A 19,110-nucleotide genomic window follows, 5' to 3' on the forward strand; every position below is an offset into this window, starting at 1 on the left:
TGGACAGCCGGGGCTCGTCATGTGAAGTGCGTTACTACAGCGCGGAGTCGGGGTCCTCGCTGGGTGCCTGGCCGGCGTACGCCTCGGCCAGCAGCTGCTCCTCGCTCGCACCGAGGCGCCAGTAACCGGTGAAGCGCACCGCGCGCCGGTTGACCGAACGTTCCTGCACCATGTGGCGGCGGACCGCCCGTACGGTGCCCGCCTCGCCCGCGATCCAGCCGTACGGGGCGGCCGCCGCGGGCAGTTCGGTGCCGCGGATCTCCGTGAGCACCCGCTCGGTGCGCCCGGGGCCGGAGTCGGCCCGGACGATCCAGGTGATCTCCGCCTTGGCGGAGGTGGCGAGCTCCAGCCGGTCGTCCTCGTGCGGCACCTCGAACCAGGCGTGCACGGGGGTGCCTTCGGGCAGGGCCTGGAGGATCGCAGCGGCGGCGGGCAGCGCGGTCTCGTCGGCGTACATCCAGACCGCGTCCGTGCCGGCCGGGAGCTGGAAGCGGACGGACTTGTTCGCGGCGACGGCCGGGCCGATCGCCATGATGCGCCGGCCGGGCACGGCCCGCCCCGCCCAGCGGGATGCGGGGGAGGAGTCCCCGTGGAGCACGAAGTCGATGTCGACCTCGACGGCGCCCTCCTCGGTACGGCGCTGTTCGCGCACCGTGTAGGAGCGCATCACCGGTCGCTCCGCGTCGGGCACCGCCCGCCAGGCGCCGAACCAGGTGTCCTCGTCCGTGGACGGCAGCACCGTGTGCTCCGCGTCGCCCACCGGGAGGAACAGCGACAGGCTCTGGTCCCAGCCGCCGGAGCGGAAGCCGGCGAGCGACTCGCCGCCGAACGTGACCCGCAGGAACGAGTGCCCGAGGCGGCGGGTGCGCAGCACCTCCAGTTCGAAGAACCGGAAGTGGGCCTCGGCCGGGACCTCGGACGCGGTGGCGGTCATGGGTCTTGTCCCCCTGGGAGCAGTGCGGTGGCCGGCCGCGCGGGTCGCGCGCGGCCGGCCGTGGGTTCAGGCTGCGTTCAGCGCCGGCCGGGTCCGGCCGGGTCGAGCCGGGTCCAGCCGGCCCAGCTGGACCAGCTGGTTCAGCGGGTTCAGCTGACCTTCTTGGCGTTCTGGATCGCCTTGGCCAAATCCTCCAGGATCTGCGCGCACTTCTCGTACGAGTAGATCGGCTCGGTGACGCGCGGGACGACCTGGTTGGCCTTGACGGCCGGCAGGCCCGTCCAGGTCGGCTTGTCCTTCAGGGCGTCGGGCTGCAGGGTGGCGCTGCGGTTGTCGAGCAGGATGACGTCGGCCTTGTACTTGCCGGCGGTCTCCCAGCTCAGGGACTCGAAGAAGCCGCCCTGGTCCAGCTTGTCCTGCTCCGGGAGGACGAAGTCGACGCCGAGCTCCTTGAAGTACTTCAGGTCGGCGGAGGTCTCCGGGGTGGACACGTAGAACATCTCGGCGGAGCCGGAGCCGACCAGCACCTTGATGCCCGGGTTGGCCTTGGTGGCCTCGCGGACCTTGGCGGCGGCGGCCTCGAAGCGGGCCTTGGCGTCCACGGTCTTCTTGGCGTTCAGGTCGGCGCCGAGGGACTTCGCGAGGTCCGCGGTGCGCTCCAGGGCCTTCGTCAGGGTGACGTTGTTGCCGCTCTGGTCCTTGCCGCCGACGGCGACGGCCGCGGCCGGGGCCAGCTTGAGGATCTTGTCCTTGGAGTCCTCGGGGACGTACCAGTAGGTGCCGTCCCAGGTGTTGGTGGCCAGCAGCTCCGGCTTCAGGGCGGCGTACTTCTCGACGTTGAACTCGCCGTAGGTGTTGCCGAGGATCTCGACCTTGGAGATGTCCAGCGAACCGGCCTGGACGTCGGGCTTGCCGTCGGCGGTCTTGGTCGGGCCGAAGACGCCCTTGACCTGGATGCCGTAGTCGTAGAGGGCCGCGGCCGTACCGGTGAAGGCGACGATGTTCTTCGGGGTGCTCTTCGCCGACAGGTCCTTGCCGAGGTCGTCCTTGAACGCCCAGGCCGCGGAGGCACCCTTGTCGCCCGGCTCGGCGGTCTTGCCCGAGTCGGAGCCACCGCACGCGGTGAGGGCCGCGACGAGGCCGAGAGCGCCGCCCGCGGCGATCAGGCCGCGACGGGTGAGGATGGTGGCTCGGGGCTTGGGCATGTCTGTGTCCGCTTTCGTACTTGCCGGGGCGGCCTCTGGGCCGTTCGGAACGAAGGTTAGCCTAACCTCAACGCTCCGGGTAAGGGGGCCCTAAGTAACGCCCCGGCAACTAATTTCGGACACTTCGTCAGGTCAGGGACGGTCGGTTTTCGGCCGACCGCACCCCGCGTCAGCGGTCAGCCCGCGAAACCGAGCTCACGGGCGATCAGCATCCGCTGCACCTCGCTCGTGCCCTCGCCGATCTCCAGGATCTTGGAGTCGCGCCACATCCGGGCCACCGGGTACTCGTTCATGAACCCGTACCCGCCGTGGATCTGCGTGGCCTCGCGGGCGTTGTCCACCGCCACCGTCGAGGAGTACAGCTTCGCGATCGCCGCCTCCTTCTTGAACGGCTCCCCGGCCACCAGCCGCGAGGCCGCGTCCCGCCAGCCCAGGCGGGCCATGTGGGCGCGCATCTCCATGTCCGCCAGCTTGAACTGGATGGCCTGGTTGTCGCCGATGGGCCGGCCGAAGGCCTGCCGCTCCCGGGCGTACTTCACCGACTCGTCCACGCAGCCCTGCGCCAGACCGGTGGCCAGCGCCGCGATGGCGATCCGGCCCTCGTCCAGGATCCGCAGGAACTGGGCGTAGCCCCGCCCCTCCTCGCCGACCAGGTTCGCGAGCGGCACCCGGACGTCGTCGAAGGACAGCTCCCGGGTGTCGGAGGCGTTCCAGCCCACCTTTGAGTAGGGCGCCGCCACCGTGAACCCGGGCGTGCCCGACGGCACGATGATGGAGGAGATCTCCGGACGGCCGTCCGCCTTGCGCCCGGTCACCGCGGTGACCGTGACCAGGCCCGTGATGTCCGTGCCCGAGTTGGTGATGAAGCACTTCGAACCGTTGATCACCCACTCGTCGCCGTCCCGGACGGCCGTGGTGCGGGTGCCGCCGGCGTCACTGCCCGCGCCCGGCTCGGTCAGGCCGAACGCGCCCAGCATCTCGCCCGCGCACAGCTTCGGCAGCCACTGGCGCTTCTGCTCCTCCGTACCGAACAGGTACAGGGGCATGGCGCCCAGGGAGACGCCCGCCTCCAGGGTGATGGCCACGGAGGAGTCGACCCGGGCCAGCTCCTCCAGGGCGATGCCGAGGGCGAGGTAGTCGCCGCCCATCCCGCCGTACTCCTCGGGGAAGGGCAGGCCGAACAGGCCCATGCGGCCCATCTCGCGGACGATCTCGTAGGGGAACTCGTGCCGCTCGTAGAAGTCGCCGATCTTCGGCGCGACGACGTCGTGGGCGAACTCCTCGACGGTACGGCGGAGTTCCTCGTGCTCGGGGGTGAGCCGGTGGTCGAGGGGCATGGCTGTCATTGCTCCTTGTGGGAGAGGGCGCGGACGGTACGGGAGGGGCTGGGGCGGCCCAGCCGGTCGGCCATCCACACGCTCGTGGCGGTGAGGGCGGCCAGGTCGACCCCGGTCTCGATGCCGAGGCCGTGGAGCATCCACACCAGGTCCTCGGTGGCGAGGTTGCCGGTGGCGCTCTTCGCGTACGGGCAGCCGCCCAGCCCGCCGGCCGAGGCGTCGACCGTGGTGACGCCGTGCTGGAGTGCGGCGAGGGTGTTGGACAGGGCCTGACCGTAGGTGTCGTGGAAGTGGACCCCGATGCGGTCGGTGGCGACGCCCGCCCCGTTCAGGGCCGTGAGCAGGCCCTTGACGTGGCCGGGGGTGGCGACGCCGATGGTGTCGCCCAGGCTCAGCTCGTCACAGCCGAGGTCCAGCAGCGCCCTGGCGACGCCGACCACCTGGGAGAGGGGGACCGGGCCCTCCCAGGGGTCGCCGAAGCACATCGAGAGGTAGCCGCGCACGTGCATGCCGTCGGCCTTGGCGGCGGCGACGACCGGCTCGAACATGGCGAGGGACTCGGCGACGGTCCGGTTGAGGTTCCGCGAGGCGAACGTCTCGGTGGCGGAGCCGAACACGGCGATCCGGCGGGCGCCCAGGGCGCGGGCCCGGTCCAGGCCGCGCTCGTTCGGCACGAGCACCGGCAGGTCCACGCCGTCGAGGCCGGCCAGGCGCGGGTACAGCTCCTCGGCGTCGGCCAGCTGCGGCACCCACTTGGGGTGCACGAAGCTGGTCGCCTCGACGGTGGTGAGGCCGGCGGCGGCCAGCCGGCGGATGAACTCCGCCTTCACGTCGGTCGGGACGGCGGTCTTCTCGTTCTGCAGGCCGTCGCGGGCGCCGACCTCGTGGATGCGGACCCGGGCCGGCAGGCCCGGCGCGGGCACGGTCATGGGCAGGCCGTTCACTTCGCACCCTCCTCGTCCGCCGGGGTGACCACGGCCAGGACCTGGTCCATGGCGACGGTCGTGCCGGGGGTGACGTCGAGTTCGGTGACGGTGCCGGCGTGCGGGGCGGAGATGACGTGCTCCATCTTCATCGCCTCGACCACGAGCAGGCTCTGTCCGGCGGCCACCTCGTCGCCCACGGCGACCTTCACCACCGTGACGGTGCCGGGCATGGGCGCGGCGAGGGTGTCCGCGCCGGTCCGGCCCGCCCCCGTGAGGCTCGCCCGCACGGGGTCGTGCCGCTGCACGTGCCAGGTGTCGCCGTCCCGCCCGAGCCAGAGGCCCTCGGGGGACGGCGCGTGGTGGAACCGGTGGGTGACGCCGTCCAGTTCGACGGTGACGGTCTGGGGGAGCACCTCGACGAGACGGGCCGGTGCCGGGCCTTCCGTGCCGTCGAAGGCGATCTCGTACGACGCGCCGCCGGTGCGGGTGCGGGTGCGGACGGCGACCGGGTCCTGGCCCGGGAGGCGGAAGTGGTGCACCGTCCAGGCGGGCGTGCCGCCCAGCCGCCAGCCGCTCGGGACGTCGAACGGGTCGACCCAGCCGGCGGTGGAGCCGCCGTCCCGCCGGCCCGACAGCAGCGCGGCCGTCGCGTAGACCTCCGCGGGGACGCCCGCCGGGAGCAGCGTCTCCAGGTCGCGCTCCACCAGCCCGGTGTCCATGTCGCCGGACACCACCTCGGGGTGCGCCAGCAGCCTCCGCAGGAACCCCGTGTTCGTCTGGACGCCCAGGATCACCGTGTCCGCCAGCGCCGCCCGCAGGGAGCGCAGCGCCGCCGCCCGGTCCGGGCCCCACGCGATGACCTTGGACAGCATCGGGTCGTACGTGCTGCCCGTGTCCACGCCCGCGCTCAGCCCGGAGTCGGTGCGGACGGTGTCCGAGGCGGGCTCGGACAGGGCCAGGACCCGGCCCCCGGACGGCAGGAAGCCGCGCGCCGGGTCCTCGGCGCAGATCCGCGCCTCGACGGAGTGCCCGGTCAGGCGGACGTCCTGCTGGCCGAAGCCGAGCGGCGCGCCCGCCGCGACCAGCAGCTGCTGTTCCACCAGGTCCAGCCCGGTGATCCGCTCCGTCACGGGGTGCTCGACCTGGAGGCGGGTGTTCATCTCCATGAAGTAGTACGAGGACGGGTCGCCGCCCGGCACGATGAACTCCACCGTGCCCGCGCCGACGTACCCGCACGAGCGGGCCGCGTTCACCGCCGCCTCGCCCATCGCCGCCCGGATCTCCGGCGTGAGGAGCACCGACGGGGCCTCCTCGACCACCTTCTGGTGGCGGCGCTGCAGCGAGCACTCGCGCTCGCCCAGGTGGACGACGTTCCCGTGACCGTCCGCCAGAACCTGGATCTCGATGTGCCGGGGCCGGTCGATCCACCGCTCCACCAGCAGGGTGTCGTCCCCGAAGGAGGACCGCGCCTCGCGGCGGGCCGCCGCGATCTCGTCCGCCAGCAGCGCCTCGTCACGCACCAGCCGCATGCCCTTGCCGCCGCCGCCGGCCGACGGCTTCAGCAGCACCGGCGTGCCGATCTCGTGTGCCGCGGCGATCAGTTCGGCGTCGGACAGGCCGCTGCCCGAGGAGCCGGGCACCACCGGGACGCCGGCCGCCCGTACCGTCTCCTTGGCCCGGATCTTGTCGCCCATCAGCGAGATCGCCGACGCCGGGGGGCCGATGAAGGTGAGGCCCGCCCCGGCGCACGCCGCGGCGAACGCCGCGTTCTCGGCGAGGAAGCCGTAGCCGGGGTGCACCGCCTCGGCGCCGGTGCGCCGCGCCGCGTCCAGCAGGCGCTCCACCGACAGGTAGCTCTCGGCGGCCGCCGCGGGGCCGATCCGGACGGCCGTGTCGGCCTCCCGCACGTGCCGCGCGTCGGCGTCCGCGTCGCTGAAGACGGCCACGGAGCGCACGCCCAGCGACCGCAGGGTCCGGATGACGCGGACGGCGATCTCGCCCCGGTTGGCGACCAGGACGGTCCGGAACATCGAAGGGTTGGTCACAGTCCTGTCCTCACATCCGGAAGATGCCGAAGCCGGGCTCGCCCAGCGGGGCGTTGGCGCAGGCGGTCAGGGCCAGCCCCAGCACCTGGCGGGTCTCCAGCGGGTCGATGACCCCGTCGTCCCAGAGCCGGGCGGTGGCGTAGTAGGCGTTGCCCTGCTCCTCGTACTGGCGGCGGATCGGCGCCTTGAAGGCGTCCTCCTCCTCGGCCGGCCAGTCCTGGCCCGCGGCCTCCATCTGGTCGCGCTTGACGGTGGCGAGGACCGAGGCGGCCTGCTCGCCGCCCATGACGGAGATCTTGGCGTTGGGCCACATCCACAGGAAGCGCGGCGAGTAGGCCCGGCCGCACATCGAGTAGTTGCCCGCGCCGTAGGAGCCGCCGACGACCACCGTCAGCTTCGGTACCCGGGTGCAGGCCACCGCGGTCACCATCTTGGCGCCGTGCTTGGCGATGCCGCCCGCCTCGTAGTCGCGGCCCACCATGAAGCCCGAGATGTTCTGCAGGAACAGCAGCGGGATGCCGCGCTGGTCGCACAGCTCGATGAAGTGGGCGCCCTTCTGGGCGGATTCCGCGAACAGGATGCCGTTGTTGGCGACGATGCCGACCGGGTGGCCGTGGATCCGGGCGAAGCCGGTGACCAGGGTCTGCCCGAACTCGGCCTTGAACTCCTGGAAGCGGGAGCCGTCCGTGATCCGCGCGATGACCTCGCGGGCGTCGTACGGGGTGCGGGAGTCCACCGGCACCGCGCCGTACAGCCCGTACGGGTCGACCTTCGGCTCCTCGGGGGCGGTGACCTCCCAGGGCAGCGCCCCGCGCGCGGGCAGGGTGGCGACGATGTCGCGGACGATCCGCAGCGCGTGCGCGTCGTCCTCCGCGAGGTGGTCGGTGACGCCGGAGACCCGGGAGTGGACCTCGCCGCCGCCGAGCTCCTCGGCCGTGACCACCTCGCCAGTGGCGGCCTTCACCAGCGGCGGGCCGCCCAGGAAGATCGTGCCCTGGTTGCGGACGATGACGGCCTCGTCGCTCATCGCCGGGACGTACGCGCCGCCGGCCGTGCAGGACCCGAGGACGGCCGCGATCTGCGGGATCCCGGCGCCCGACATCCGCGCCTGGTTGTAGAAGATCCGCCCGAAGTGCTCGCGGTCCGGGAAGACCTCGTCCTGCATCGGCAGGAAGGCGCCGCCGGAGTCGACCAGGTAGAGGCAGGGGAGACGGTTCTCCAGGGCCACCTCCTGGGCGCGGAGGTGCTTCTTCACGGTCATCGGGTAGTAGGTGCCGCCCTTGACGGTGGCGTCGTTCGCGACGATGACGCACTCGCGGCCGCTGACCCGCCCGATGCCCGCGATCACGCCGGCGGCGGGCGCGGCGCCCCCGTACATCCCCTCGGCGGCCAGCGGGGCCAGCTCCAGGAACGGGGAGCCCGGGTCGAGCAACGCGTCCACCCGGTCACGGGGAAGCAGCTTCCCGCGGGCGGTGTGCCGCGCGCGGGCCTTCTCGCCGCCGCCGAGGCGGGCGGCCTCCAGCCGGGCCCGCAGACCCTCGGCCAGCTCGTGGTGGGCGGCCTCGTTGGTCCGCCAGGCTTCGGACGCCGGATCCGCGGCGCTCGTCAGCACTGGTGCCTGCTGCATCCCGTGAGCCCCCTTGCCCTCGGTTAATGAGCGTTAACACATGACGCGCCTAGGTTAACGAGCGCTAACGGCCCTGTCTAGAATGGATTCCCATGACCACATCAGCGGCCGCCCCCACCCGTCGCGAGCAGATCCTCAACGAGGCCGCTCGCCTCTTCGCCGCGCGCGGATTCCACGGCGTCGGCGTGGACGAGATAGGCGCCGCCGTCGGCATCAGCGGCCCCGGCCTCTACCGGCACTTCGCAGGCAAGGACGCCATGCTGGCCGAGCTGCTGGTGGGCATCAGCGAACGGCTCCTCACCGGCGGCCGCCACCGGGTCGCCGAAGCGGCCGGGAACCCCGCCGCCACCCTGTCCTCGCTGATCGACGGACACATCGACTTCGCCCTCGACGACCGGGCGCTGATCATCCTCCACGACCGGGAGCTCGACCGGCTGCGCGAGGCCGACCGCAAGCTGGTCCGGCAGCTCCAGCGGCAGTACGTGGAACTGTGGGTGGCAGTGGTCCGTGAGCTGCACCCCGGCGTGCCCGAGGCCGAGGTCCGGGTCGCCGTCCACGCCGTCTTCGGCCTGCTGAACTCCACCCCCCACCTCGGGTCCATGGGCCGCGCCGCCACCGAGTCCCTGCTGCGCCGGCTCGCGCACGGATCCTTCGGCGCCCTGTCCGGCTGACGGACCGTGGCCCCCGGGCGGGCCGGAGCGGCGGCAGAATGGGCCCATGCCGATACCCAGCCGCGCCGAACTCGTCGACCACCTCGTCCGGACCCGTATCGCCGGGCAGGTGGCCACGCCCCGGGACAACAACCTCTCCCACTACCGCAAGCTCGCCAACGGCGACCGCCACTACTGGCTGGGGCTGGAGCTGGGCGACCGCTGGACCGACGAGCAGGACGTGCTCGCCGTCATGGCCGAACGGGTCGGCGTCGTCGACGACCCCGGGCACCGCTTCGGCCAGGACACCATCGACCCCGAGCTCACCGTGGCCGGCCTCGACCGGATGGCGGCCCGGCTCCGCAAGGCCGCGCTCGACCAGCAGAGCGTCCTGCTGGCCACCGGCCACCCGGGCGGCCTCCTGGACGTCCACCGGGCCACCGCGGCGGCGCTGCGCGCGGCCGGCTGCGAGATCGTGGTCATCCCGTCGGGGCTCACCGCCGACGAGGGGCAGGTGTGGCAGTTCGCCGACGTGGCCGTCCTGGAGCGCGGCGCCACCCTGTGGCACACCCATTCGCCGGAACCGATGAACGCGATCCTCGACGGGCTCGCCCTCACCGGCCGCCCGCTGCCCGACCTGGTGGTCGCCGACCACGGCTGGGCCGGCTGCGCGGCCCAGCGGGGCCTGGACGCCGTCGGCTACGCCGACTGCAACGACCCGGCCCTCTTCCTCGCCGAGGCCGAGGGCACCCTCCAGGTGGCCGTCCCCCTCGACGACCACGTCCGCGACCCCCGCTACTACGACCCGATGGTGGCGTACCTCCTCCACGCGGCGGGACTCGGCCAGGGGTGACCCGTCCGGGCGAAGGGCCGGGCGCCCGCCCGGCCGGGTGGGTTCAGCCGCGCGGGACGCGGACCACGCCCTCCTGGATGACCGTGATCGCCAGCCGCCCGTCCTGGGTCCAGATCCGGGCCTGGCCCAGGCCCCGGCCGCCGTGCGAGGTCGGGGACTCCTGGTCGTACAGCAGCCACTCGTCCGCCCGGAACGGCCGGTGGAACCACATCGCGTGGTCCAGCGAGGCCCCCACCACGTCGCCGACGGCCCAGCCGCCGCGCCCGTGCGCCAGCAGCACCGAGTCCAGCAGCGTCATGTCCGAGACGTACGTGGCCAGGCAGGTGTGCAGCAGCGGATCGTCGGCCAGCTTGCCGGCCGTACGGAACCAGACCTGCGAGTGCGGCTCGACCGGCTCGCCGATCGAACCCCACGGCGGGGTCGTCGCGTACCGAAGGTCCACCGCCCCGCGCGCCTGGAGCAGCCGATCCACCGTGCCCTCGTCGCGGAACAGCCCGCGGTAGCGGGGCAGGTCCTCCGCGGCCGTGGGCAGCGACTCCGGATCGGGGGCGGCGGGCATCGCCGCCTGGTGGTCCAGCCCCTCCTCGTACGTCTGGAACGACGCCGACAGGTGGAAGATCGGCTGCCCGTGCTGGACGGCCACCACCCGCCGGGTGGTGAAGGAGCGGCCGTCCCGGATCCGGTCCACCGAGTACACGATGGGCGCGCCGGGGTCGCCGGGCCGCAGGAAGTACGAGTGCAGCGAGTGCGGGGGCCGGTCGGCCGGCACCGTGCGGCCGGCCGCGACCAGGGCCTGCGCGGCGACCTGGCCGCCGAACACGCGCGGCACCAGCGACTGACGGCTGGTGCCGCGGAAGATGTTCTCCTCGATCTGCTCCAGGTCGAGCAGATCGAGGAGATCGGACAGTACGTCGTTCAAGGGGACTTACAGGCCCATCGACTTGGCGATGATCGACTTCATGATCTCGCTGGTGCCGCCGTAGATGCGGTTGACGCGGTTGTCGGCGTACAGGCGGGCGATCGGGTACTCGTTCATGTAGCCGTAGCCGCCGTGGAGCTGGAGGCAGCGGTCGATGACGCGGTGCGCGACCTCGGTGCAGAAGAGCTTCGCGGAGGCGGCCTCGGCCGGGGTCAGCTCGCCGGCGTCCAGCGCCTCCAGGGCGCGGTCGGCGACGGCCTGGGCCGCGTCCACCTCGGCCTGGCAGGCGGCCAGCTCGAACTTGGTGTTCTGGAAGTGCGCGACCGGCTTGCCGAAGACCGTCCGGTCGGTCACGTACTGCTGGGCGAAGCGGACGGCCGCGGCGGCCTGGGCGTAGGCGCCGAAGGCGATGCCCCAGCGCTCGGAGGCCAGGTTGTGGCCGAGGTAGTAGAAGCCCTTGCCCTCCTCGCCGAGCAGGTCCTCGACGGGGACCTTGACGTCGACGAACGCCAGCTCGGCGGTGTCGGAGGTCTTCAGGCCGAGCTTGTCGAGCTTGCGGCCGATGGAGTAGCCCTCGGACTTGGTGTCCACGGCGAACAGGGAGATGCCGAAGCGGCGGTCCTCGGCCGACGGGGCGGAGGTGCGGGCGCAGACGATCACGCGGTCGGCGTGCACGCCGCCGGTGATGAAGGTCTTGGCGCCGTTGAGGACGTAGTGCGTGCCGTCCTCGGAGAGCTTGGCGGTGGTCTTCATGCCCGCGACGTCGGAGCCGGTGCCCGGCTCGGTCATCGCCAGCGCCCACATCTCCTCACCGGAGACGAACTTCGGCAGGAAGCGCTTCTTCTGCTCGTCGGTGGCGAGCATCTTGATGTACGGGAGGGCGAGCAGCACGTGCACGCCGGAGCCGCCGAAGTTCACGCCCGCGCGCGAGGTCTCCTCGTACAGCACGGCCTCGAACTTGTGGGTGTCCAGGCCCGCGCCGCCGAACTCCTCCGGAACGTTGATGCCGAAGACGCCGAGCTCACCGAGCTTGTAGTAGAAGTCGCGCGGCGCCTGGCCCGCGGCGAACCACTCGTCGTAGACCGGCACGACCTCGGCCTCGATGAAGGCCCGGATGGTCTCCCGGAACGCCTCGTGGTCCTCGTTGAATACGGTACGGCGCACGAGCCGCCTCCTCGATCCCAGTCCTGTCAGCCTACTGGCTAAGCGCTTGCTCAGACTAAGTTACCGGCGGGTTCCGGGCCCTGTCCAGATGTGGACCACCGCCCGCTCGGGGCCGCGGACACGCCGCGGGCCGCAACCCCTTCGCAAGCGCCGCCGCGAGCGGCATCCTGCGGAACGGGGAACGACGCACTTCGGGGGAGATCGGGGGGACTGATGAACGCACCCGCACGACCGGCCGCCCCGGCCGGAAGAGGAGTACTGGAAGGAGCCTTCGCCCTGCTGGAGGCCCTGCGCACGCACGAACGCGAGGCCGGTGTGACGGAGCTCGCGCTGGCCTGCGGGGTGCCCAAGGGCACCGTCCACCGGCTGCTCGACCAGCTCGCGGCCGTGGGGGCGGTCGAACGCAAGGGACGCGGCTACCGCCTCGGACCGCAGGTGTTCCGGCTCGGCCAGGCCTGGCAGCCCCACCCCGGCCTGCGGGCCGCGGCACGGCTGCCGCTGCACCGGCTGCGCGCCGCCACCGGCGCCAGCGTGGTGCTGACCGTACTGAGCGAGGACGAGCTCGCCATGACCGTCAGCTCGGTCCCGGGCGAGCCCGAGCCCCTCGTGCCGGTCCGCGACGGCATGAGCTTCCTGCTCGACACCGCCGCCGGCCAGGCGCTCCGCGGGCCCACCGGCGGCGGGGTGGTGCTCGACCGGGAGGACGTGATGGACGGCGTCGCCTGCGCGGCCGTACCCGTACGCGCGCCCGACGGCCGCACGGTCGCGGCCCTGGCCGGGCTCGTCCGGGCCGGCCGCGCCCTCGCACCGCTGGCCCAGGCCGTCGCCGAGACCGGCCTCGCCGTGACCCGCGCACTCGCCCGGGGCGCGGCCGCCACGCCCCGGCTGCCGGCGGTGGCGCGCCCGTAGGAGGTCCGCCCGGCGCGCGTTCCGCTCAGCGGAACGCGCGTAGAGCGGCGGGCGGCCCGGCGGGCACTGTGGTGGACGTGCCGGGGAGGGCCCCCGGCGAAAGGCAGACCACGGGGGGAAACCACATGTCCGCCAAGACCCGCACCGCACGTACCGCACGCACCGCACGCATGGCCGCCGCTGCCGCCGCGCTCGGCCTCGGCAGCCTCGCCGCGTTCGCCGGCACCGCCCACGCCGAGCCGATCGACTACGTCCGGATCGAACTGCTCCAGCTCACCTGCCACCAGCAGAGCGAGGGCGACCACGACGAGGCCTACCTCAAGATCACCGACGCCAACGGCAACCAGGTCAAGGTGTGGCCCGGATCCGCCAAGTACCAGACCATGGGCACCAACTACGTCCGCAGCCTGACCGACGGCAACGGCAACACCGCCCTGGTCCTCGGCAAGCAGCAGGCCCGCACCCTGACCCTCTGGGACTACGACACCACCAGCGGCGACGACAAGCTGGGCGCCACCCTGGTCACGGGCACCGAGGCCGGGGCCGAGACCCAGTACCGCTCCCTGGAGGGCTCGGGCGGCGTCTACACGATCGCCTACCGCGTGATCGACATCTGAGCCGGAGCGTTTCCGTCGCGGCGCCCGGGCCGCCCTCAGCGGCAGAGTTCGTCGAGGTCGTCGGTGAACGAGGGGAACTCGGCCCGGGCGCCGGCCGCGATCTCGCGCGCCGGCCGGCGCGGCGTGGTCGCGTGGCGCGCGGCGAGCCCGGCCGGCTCCGGGGCCGGGCGCGGCGCGCGTTCCGGGTCGAGGGCGGCTTCCTTGGGGCCGGAGCCGTCGGCGAGGATCCACAGGAAGTCGGACAGGTTGCCGGCCACCACCCCGGACTCGCCTTCCGAGCCCAGGAACACCACGGGCTGCTCGGCGAGTGGCCGTCCGGGCCGGGCGCACCACAGGGCGGCGAGACCGCCGTTGCCGTCCTGCCCGAACACGCGGTACGCGTCGCCGGTGAGTTCGTCGTTGCCCGTCCAGCGGCGCAGCCAGTCGGTGGTCTCCTCCGCGGAGGTGAACGTCCCGTAGGGCGCGAAGTCGACGCCCTCGCCCTCGGCGGGGTCGAAGGTGAGCAGGGCCAGGTCCGCGAGGGCGGGCGGGAACAGGCGGTCGCCGTCAGTGGTGGCGGTGGCGGTGGCGTGGGGGTCGGTCGTCCGGATCATCCCCGCAGGCTATGCGGCGGCACTGACGACGGACCGCGCCGCCGGAGGGTGGCAGGACGTCCGGATCTGCCCTTCTGCCGGAGTGACGGCACCGGTTGACTTCGGGTGATCTCGTCCCTGACCCCTACAGAACGGGTACCCCTCATGTTCAGGCGGATGATCGGCCTGGCGGCGGCCATGGCGGCCACCGTGACGCTCGGCCTCGGTACGGCCGGGGCCGCGAGCGCGCAGGAGCCCCGCGCTCCGAAGCGCGTGCACAACGCCATGCAGATCGTGTTCGACGCGTCCACCCCGGACGCCTTCTGCACCATCGGGGCCGTCGGCGACGACGACTACGGGCGCCGGATAGCCATCTCGGCCGGGCACTGCCTGCGCAGCCCGGAGTACGCGGACCGCGAGCTGCGCGACGACGTCATCCCCGTCTACCACCGGCAGGACATCGCCTGGGGCCCCATCGGCTGGGTGCGGTACTTCAAGGACCCCGAGGGGTCCATGACCGGGCACCTCACCAAGGACTACATGGTCATCGAGCTGGTCCCGGAGGTGAACCCCTCCTCCCAGGGCCCGACGCTCAAGCAGACCGGCGTGCTGGAGGTGCCGGGCGGTACGCCCAGCCCCAACGCGCTGACCCCGGCCCCGCACAGCGAGCGGCTGCTCGGCGCCGGCCTGTTCGACAACAACGAGCTGGTCGTCTCCGGCCAGCTGGGCGTCTGGTACGGGCGGATCACCGACAACTCCCGCGGCGTCTACCAGGCGCACCCGCAGCACAAGGCCGGTGACTCCGGCGGTCCGACGATCTGGCACGTGCCGGGGACGCCGTACCCGTCGCAGGCCAACGGCTTCCAGGCGCAGGGCCCCTGGGCGGGCATCACCAAGGGGATGATCCTCTCCTACCCCTGGTACGTGTACACCAGCTCCGCGAACATCCTGGCCGACCTACGCGCCCGGGACGCCGCCGACCCCGCCGACGTCTTCGGCGCCGGCTTCGAGGTCACCGCGAACCCGTGACGCGGTGCCCAGCGCGAACCACAGCTCCATCCGTACGTCGGGGTCGTCGAGGTCCCGGTCCAGGAGCGCGGCGCAGCGGCTGACGCGCTGGCGGACGGTGTTGCGGTGGACGCCGAGGGAGGCCGCGGTGCGGTCCCAGCCGCCGTGGTGGGCGAGCCAGACCCGCAGGGTCTCGCGCAGCGCCGGGCCGAGCGGCGCCAGGGTCGCGCGGGCGTGGGCCTCGGCCGCCCCGGGCGGGACGAGCGCGGCGAGGCCGCCCTCGCGGTGCCGCAGCAACGCGGCGCGGGCCGCTTCGGCCCGGCGGAGGGCGTCGGCGGCCTGCGCGTCGGCGGCGGCGAGCTCCCCGGCGCCGGCGGGCCCCGACACCCCGAGCCGCCAGCCGGCCCGGGGCTCCGGCTCCCGGGCGGTGAGGATCCGTACGGGTGGCCCGGCCGCGTCCACGAGTACGGCCGCGAGCCCGGCGGCGAGGGAGTCCAGGGCCTCCGCGCCGGGGGCGCCGCCGGTCGCGGGCCGGGCGTGCACCAGGTGCCACGGGCCCGGGCCGAGCAGGGCGGCGGCCTCGGCGGGCGGCCGGCCGAGCAGCAGCCGCAGCAGGGCGGCGGAACGGGCCGCTCCGGCGCGGGTCTCGGCGGCGCCCTGCCGGGGTGCGGTCAGCAGGGTGAGGAGGACGGCGGCGGCACCGGCGATGGTGTGGTCGCCGGGGGTGCGCTCCGGGGTCGCGATGGCCAGCACGGGCCCGGGCACCCGGCCGGGGTCCGCGGCCGGCCGGCGGCCCAGGGCGTAGGCGGACAGCTGCCAGCCCGCCGCGGTGTCGGTGGCGGTCACCGGGCCGGTGCCGGCGACGCGGGCGGCGAGCGCGCCGAGCGCCTCGCGCACCGGGGGCGGGACGGGACGGTCCGCGGTGGGTGCGGCGGCGGGGGTGCCGGCGCCGCCGGTCAGTTCCGCGTACCCGGCGAGCGCCGAGGCGAGCCGGCCCAGGACGGCCGGGACCGGGTCCGGCCGGGACGCGGCCGCGGCCAGTGACTGCTGGGCCTCGGCGACCCGCCGGAGCTCCCGGGTGCGGGCCTCGGCCATCAGCCGCCACACGGTGCGGGCCACCGCGGCGAACGGGGTGCCCGGTTCCACCTCCACCAGGGGCAGCCCCGCGGCGGCACAGGCGTCCACCAGCGGCCGCGGCACCCGCTCGTGCACCGGGGTGACGCCGAAGCCGAGCGCGGCCACCCCGGCGCGGGCCAGCCGGCCGACGTACGCGGCGGGATCGTCCGACCAGGCGCCGGCCGTGAGCAGCAGTTCGCCGCCGAGCAGGTAGGGGGAGGGGTCGGCCATCTCTGAGGCGTGCACGCCGTGGACCTCGGTACGCCCGGCCTCCTCGGGGCCCGCCAGCAGCCGCAGGCCCAGCGCGGCCAGCGGCACCGTCGGCGTCGGCGGGGCCGTCGGGGCCGGCGCGGGCGGCCTGGGGGCCGCCGCTCCCGTGCCCCGGGCGTCCCCTTCGGCAGTGCTCATGGATGCTCCGTACAGTTCGAACCCGACCGATGGATAGAACGTACACTTCGGGCGCGCCCGGCCGCCGCTTACGCTCGAATCACCGCACACCCAGCAGCCACAGAAGGGCACCCCATGAGCACGCAGCCCCGCGGCCCCGTCGACTCCTCCCGCATCCCCCGGTACGCGGGCCCGGCCACCTTCGCGCGGCTGCCCCGCCTCGACGAGGTCGGCTCCGCCGACGTCGCCGTCGTCGGCGTCCCCTTCGACTCCGGCGTCTCCTACCGCCCCGGCGCCCGCTTCGGCGGCAACGCCATCCGCGAGGCCTCCCGCCTCCTGCGCCCGTACAACCCGGCGCAGGACGCCTCCCCGTTCGCGCTCGCGCAGGTCGCCGACGCCGGTGACATCGCCGTGAACCCGTTCAACATCAACGAGGCCGTCGAGACGGTCGAGGCCGCCGCCGACGAGCTGCTGGGCGCCGGCTCCCGCCTGATGACCCTCGGCGGCGACCACACCATCGCCCTGCCGCTGCTCCGCTCCGTGGCGAAGAAGCACGGGCCGGTCGCCCTGCTCCACTTCGACGCGCACCTGGACACCTGGGACACCTACTTCGGCGCCGAGTACACCCACGGCACCCCGTTCCGCCGGGCCGTCGAGGAGGGCATCCTCGACACCGAGGCGCTCTCCCACGTCGGCACCCGCGGCCCGCTGTACGGCAAGCAGGACCTCGACGACGACGCCAAGATGGGCTTCGGCATCGTGACCTCGGCGGACGTCTACCGCCGCGGCGCCGACGAGATCGCCGACCAGCTGCGCCAGCGCATCGGCGACCGCCCGCTGTACATCTCCATCGACATCGACGTGCTCGACCCGGCCCACGCCCCCGGCACCGGCACCCCGGAGGCGGGCGGCATGACCTCCCGCGAGCTGCTGGAGATCATCCGCGGCCTGTCCTCCTGCAACCTGGTCTCCGCGGATGTCGTCGAGGTCGCCCCGGCGTACGATCACGCCGAGATCACCTCGGTCGCGGCCTCGCACACCGCGTACGAGCTGACCACCATCATGAGCCGGCAGATCGCTGCCTCGAAGGGCCAGTAGCCCGCAGCACGAGAAGGGCGCGCAGCGCGTGACGCACGACCACGACCTGGTACTCCGTCCCACCGAGGCCCAGAGGGCGGCCGCGCTCGCGCCCCCGCCGGGCCGGACCGGCGGTGACCTGGTCGTGGAGACCCTGCGCAGCCTGGGAGCCACCACCGTCTTCGGCATCCCCGGCCAGCACGCCCTCGCCGTCTTCGACGCGGTGGGCCGCTCGGACCTGCGGCTGGTCACCCTGCGGGTGGAGAACAACGCGGGCTTCGCGGCGGACGCGTACGGCCGCCTCACCGGCGAGGCGACACCCCTCCTGCTGTCCACCGGGCCGGGCGCGCTGACCGCGCTCCCGGCCCTGGCGGAGGCCGCGGCGGCCTCGGCGCCGGTCCTGGCCGTCTCCTCCCAGGTGCCGGTCGCGGGTCTGGGCGGCGGCCGGCGCGGCCACCTCCACGAGCTGAAGGACCAGGCGGCGTCCTTCCGCGACATCGTCAAGTCGGTCCACACCGTCCGCGCGCAGTCGCAGATCCCCTCGGCGATCGCCGCGGCCTGGGAGTCGGCCCTGACCGCCCCGCACGGGCCGGTCTGGGTGGAGATCCCGGAGGACGTGCTCCGCGCCGAGACCGCCGTCCCGCAGGTCACGGGGGTGGACGCGACCCCGCACGAGCTCGCCCCGCGACCCGAGCTCACCGCGCTCGCCGCCCACTGGCTGGAGAACGCCGAACGCCCCGTGATCATCGCGGGCGGCGGGGTGGTCCGCGCGGACGCCGCGGGCAAGCTCCGGCAGCTCGCCGAACGCCTGGCCGCGCCCGTGGTCACCACCTTCGGCGGCAAGGGCGCGTTCCCCTGGAACCACCCGCTGTCACTCCAGTCCTGGCTGGAGGACCGGCACACCACCGACTTCCTGGAGGACGCCGACGTCGTCCTCGTCGTCGGATCCGGCCTCGGGGAACTCTCCTCGAACTACCACACCTTCTTCCCGTCGGGCCGCGTCGTCCAGATCGACGCCGACCTCGGCAAGCTGGAGTCCAACCACCCCGCGCTCGGCATCCACGCCGACGCCAGGCTGGCCCTGCAGGCGCTCCTGGAGACCACCGGGCCCCGCGAGGACCCCGGGGCCCCGGCCCGCGTCCGGGCCCTCCTGGACGCCGTGCGCGCCCGGATCGACGGGCAGGGCCTGGAGCTGGAGCAGTCCGTCCTGGCCGCCGTCCGCGCCGCCCTGCCGGCCCGCTCCCCGTCCTTCTGGGACATGACGATCCTGTCGTACTGGGCCTGGTCCGCCTTCGACGCCCGGCACCCCAACACCATGCACTCGGCGCAGGGCGCGGGCGGCCTCGGCTACGCCTTCCCCGCCGCCCTCGGCGCCTGCCTGGCCGAGCCGGGCACCCCCGTCCTGGCCGTCTCCGGCGACGGCGGCGCGATGTACTCCCTGGCCGAGCTGGCCACCGCCCGCCAGCACGACCTGGACGTCACCTGGCTGATCGTGGACGACGGCGGCTACGGCATCCTCCGCGAGTACATGACGGACGCGTACGGCGGCCCGGTCGCCACCGAGCTCGCCCGCCCGGACTTCGCCGCCCTCGCCGCCGCGTTCGGCGTCCCCGCGGTCACCACCACCCCGGAGTCCCTCCGCGAGGACCTCGCCAAGTCCCTCGCCACCCCCGGCCCCTCGGTGGTCGTCCTGCCCGCGACCCTCCGCATGTTCGCCCCGACGCACCTGTAGCGGCCCCTCCCCGGCCGGACGGCCCCGATCGC

The 19,110-nt window shown here is 73.7% G+C and carries 17 protein-coding genes; 7 read left to right on the forward strand and 10 right to left on the reverse strand.

The window, feature by feature from the left end:
• Positions 1-34 precede the first annotated feature (34 nt).
• From ACFY61_RS05825 to ACFY61_RS05850, 6 genes are all read right to left on the reverse strand, one after another.
• On the reverse strand, positions 35-934 hold the full coding sequence (locus ACFY61_RS05825; protein WP_389467431.1) for a siderophore-interacting protein: 900 nt from the start codon (positions 932-934) through the stop codon (positions 35-37).
• A 149-nt stretch (positions 935-1,083) separates the two neighbouring features.
• Entirely contained in the window at positions 1,084-2,139 is a 1,056-nt protein-coding gene (locus ACFY61_RS05830) for an ABC transporter substrate-binding protein (protein ID WP_389467434.1), read from the reverse strand.
• A gap of 176 nt (positions 2,140-2,315) precedes the next feature.
• On the reverse strand, positions 2,316-3,476 hold the full coding sequence (locus tag ACFY61_RS05835) for an acyl-CoA dehydrogenase family protein (protein ID WP_389468159.1): 1,161 nt from the start codon (positions 3,474-3,476) through the stop codon (positions 2,316-2,318).
• Positions 3,477-3,481: 5 nt separating this feature from the next.
• Positions 3,482-4,405 carry a hydroxymethylglutaryl-CoA lyase gene (locus tag ACFY61_RS05840; protein WP_389468161.1) on the reverse strand — a complete coding sequence of 308 codons (924 nt, stop codon included), beginning with the start codon at positions 4,403-4,405 and terminating at the stop codon, positions 3,482-3,484.
• 11 nt (positions 4,406-4,416) lie between these two features.
• The gene (locus ACFY61_RS05845) at positions 4,417-6,432 is read right to left on the reverse strand and encodes a biotin carboxylase N-terminal domain-containing protein (protein ID WP_389468163.1); all 2,016 of its coding nucleotides are present in this window, start codon (positions 6,430-6,432) and stop codon (positions 4,417-4,419) included.
• A gap of 25 nt (positions 6,433-6,457) precedes the next feature.
• Positions 6,458-8,074 carry a carboxyl transferase domain-containing protein gene (locus tag ACFY61_RS05850; protein ID WP_389467437.1) on the reverse strand — a complete coding sequence of 539 codons (1,617 nt, stop codon included), beginning with the start codon at positions 8,072-8,074 and terminating at the stop codon, positions 6,458-6,460.
• A 92-nt stretch (positions 8,075-8,166) separates the two neighbouring features.
• Between ACFY61_RS05850 and ACFY61_RS05855 the strand changes: the two genes are divergently transcribed.
• Complete coding sequence (locus ACFY61_RS05855; protein ID WP_389467439.1) at positions 8,167-8,745, forward strand: TetR/AcrR family transcriptional regulator; 579 nt, start codon at positions 8,167-8,169, stop codon at positions 8,743-8,745.
• 46 nt (positions 8,746-8,791) lie between these two features.
• Complete coding sequence (locus tag ACFY61_RS05860; RefSeq protein ID WP_389467442.1) at positions 8,792-9,577, forward strand: phosphatase; 786 nt, start codon at positions 8,792-8,794, stop codon at positions 9,575-9,577.
• A gap of 43 nt (positions 9,578-9,620) precedes the next feature.
• Here the strand turns inward: ACFY61_RS05860 and tesB are convergent, their stop codons facing one another.
• Together tesB and ACFY61_RS05870 are read right to left on the reverse strand one after the other, a co-directional pair.
• On the reverse strand, positions 9,621-10,496 hold the full coding sequence (tesB, locus tag ACFY61_RS05865) for an acyl-CoA thioesterase II (RefSeq protein ID WP_389467444.1): 876 nt from the start codon (positions 10,494-10,496) through the stop codon (positions 9,621-9,623).
• Positions 10,497-10,502: 6 nt separating this feature from the next.
• A complete protein-coding gene (locus tag ACFY61_RS05870; protein WP_389467447.1) occupies positions 10,503-11,660 on the reverse strand; it encodes an acyl-CoA dehydrogenase family protein in 1,158 nt (385 codons plus the stop codon).
• Between the two features lie 213 nt (positions 11,661-11,873).
• On the opposite strand from ACFY61_RS05870, the gene ACFY61_RS05875 reads away from it, so the two are divergent.
• A complete protein-coding gene (locus ACFY61_RS05875; RefSeq protein ID WP_389467450.1) occupies positions 11,874-12,569 on the forward strand; it encodes an IclR family transcriptional regulator in 696 nt (231 codons plus the stop codon).
• Between the two features lie 125 nt (positions 12,570-12,694).
• Positions 12,695-13,186, forward strand: a complete 492-nt coding sequence (locus ACFY61_RS05880) for a hypothetical protein (protein WP_389467453.1) — start codon at positions 12,695-12,697, stop codon at positions 13,184-13,186.
• Between the two features lie 35 nt (positions 13,187-13,221).
• On the opposite strand, the gene ACFY61_RS05885 is transcribed toward ACFY61_RS05880, so the two are convergent.
• Entirely contained in the window at positions 13,222-13,779 is a 558-nt protein-coding gene (locus ACFY61_RS05885; RefSeq protein WP_389467456.1) for an SMI1/KNR4 family protein, read from the reverse strand.
• 156 nt (positions 13,780-13,935) lie between these two features.
• On the opposite strand from ACFY61_RS05885, the gene ACFY61_RS05890 reads away from it, so the two are divergent.
• A complete protein-coding gene (locus tag ACFY61_RS05890; RefSeq protein WP_389467458.1) occupies positions 13,936-14,787 on the forward strand; it encodes a hypothetical protein in 852 nt (283 codons plus the stop codon).
• On the opposite strand, the gene ACFY61_RS05895 is transcribed toward ACFY61_RS05890, so the two are convergent.
• Complete coding sequence (locus tag ACFY61_RS05895) at positions 14,716-16,290, reverse strand: helix-turn-helix domain-containing protein (RefSeq protein WP_389467460.1); 1,575 nt, start codon at positions 16,288-16,290, stop codon at positions 14,716-14,718. The two genes, ACFY61_RS05890 and ACFY61_RS05895, sit on opposite strands and share 72 nt — an antisense overlap.
• Before the next feature lie 114 nt (positions 16,291-16,404).
• Here ACFY61_RS05895 and speB point away from each other — a divergent pair, with 114 nt between their 5' ends.
• Positions 16,405-17,367 carry an agmatinase gene (gene speB, locus ACFY61_RS05900; RefSeq protein ID WP_389467463.1) on the forward strand — a complete coding sequence of 321 codons (963 nt, stop codon included), beginning with the start codon at positions 16,405-16,407 and terminating at the stop codon, positions 17,365-17,367.
• A gap of 28 nt (positions 17,368-17,395) precedes the next feature.
• Positions 17,396-19,078, forward strand: a complete 1,683-nt coding sequence (locus ACFY61_RS05905) for a thiamine pyrophosphate-binding protein (RefSeq protein WP_389467465.1) — start codon at positions 17,396-17,398, stop codon at positions 19,076-19,078.
• Positions 19,079-19,110 lie beyond the last annotated feature (32 nt).

It is taken from the genome of Streptomyces sp. NPDC012888, from assembly GCF_042900645.1.
Classification (GTDB): Bacteria; Actinomycetota; Actinomycetes; order Streptomycetales; family Streptomycetaceae; genus Streptomyces.

Coding starts and splice junctions, on each gene's coding strand:
- ACFY61_RS05825 (WP_389467431.1), bottom strand. CDS start 934: ATGACCGCCACCGCGTCCGAGGTCCCGGCCGAGGCCCACTTCCGGTTC.
- ACFY61_RS05830 (WP_389467434.1), bottom strand. CDS start 2,139: ATGCCCAAGCCCCGAGCCACCATCCTCACCCGTCGCGGCCTGATCGCC.
- ACFY61_RS05835 (WP_389468159.1), bottom strand. CDS start 3,476: ATGCCCCTCGACCACCGGCTCACCCCCGAGCACGAGGAACTCCGCCGT.
- ACFY61_RS05840 (WP_389468161.1), bottom strand. CDS start 4,405: ATGACCGTGCCCGCGCCGGGCCTGCCGGCCCGGGTCCGCATCCACGAG.
- ACFY61_RS05845 (WP_389468163.1), bottom strand. CDS start 6,432: ATGTTCCGGACCGTCCTGGTCGCCAACCGGGGCGAGATCGCCGTCCGC.
- ACFY61_RS05850 (WP_389467437.1), bottom strand. CDS start 8,074: ATGCAGCAGGCACCAGTGCTGACGAGCGCCGCGGATCCGGCGTCCGAA.
- ACFY61_RS05855 (WP_389467439.1), top strand. CDS start 8,167: ATGACCACATCAGCGGCCGCCCCCACCCGTCGCGAGCAGATCCTCAAC.
- ACFY61_RS05860 (WP_389467442.1), top strand. CDS start 8,792: ATGCCGATACCCAGCCGCGCCGAACTCGTCGACCACCTCGTCCGGACC.
- ACFY61_RS05875 (WP_389467450.1), top strand. CDS start 11,874: ATGAACGCACCCGCACGACCGGCCGCCCCGGCCGGAAGAGGAGTACTG.
- ACFY61_RS05880 (WP_389467453.1), top strand. CDS start 12,695: ATGTCCGCCAAGACCCGCACCGCACGTACCGCACGCACCGCACGCATG.
- ACFY61_RS05885 (WP_389467456.1), bottom strand. CDS start 13,779: ATGATCCGGACGACCGACCCCCACGCCACCGCCACCGCCACCACTGAC.
- ACFY61_RS05890 (WP_389467458.1), top strand. CDS start 13,936: ATGATCGGCCTGGCGGCGGCCATGGCGGCCACCGTGACGCTCGGCCTC.
- ACFY61_RS05895 (WP_389467460.1), bottom strand. CDS start 16,290: ATGAGCACTGCCGAAGGGGACGCCCGGGGCACGGGAGCGGCGGCCCCC.
- speB (WP_389467463.1), top strand. CDS start 16,405: ATGAGCACGCAGCCCCGCGGCCCCGTCGACTCCTCCCGCATCCCCCGG.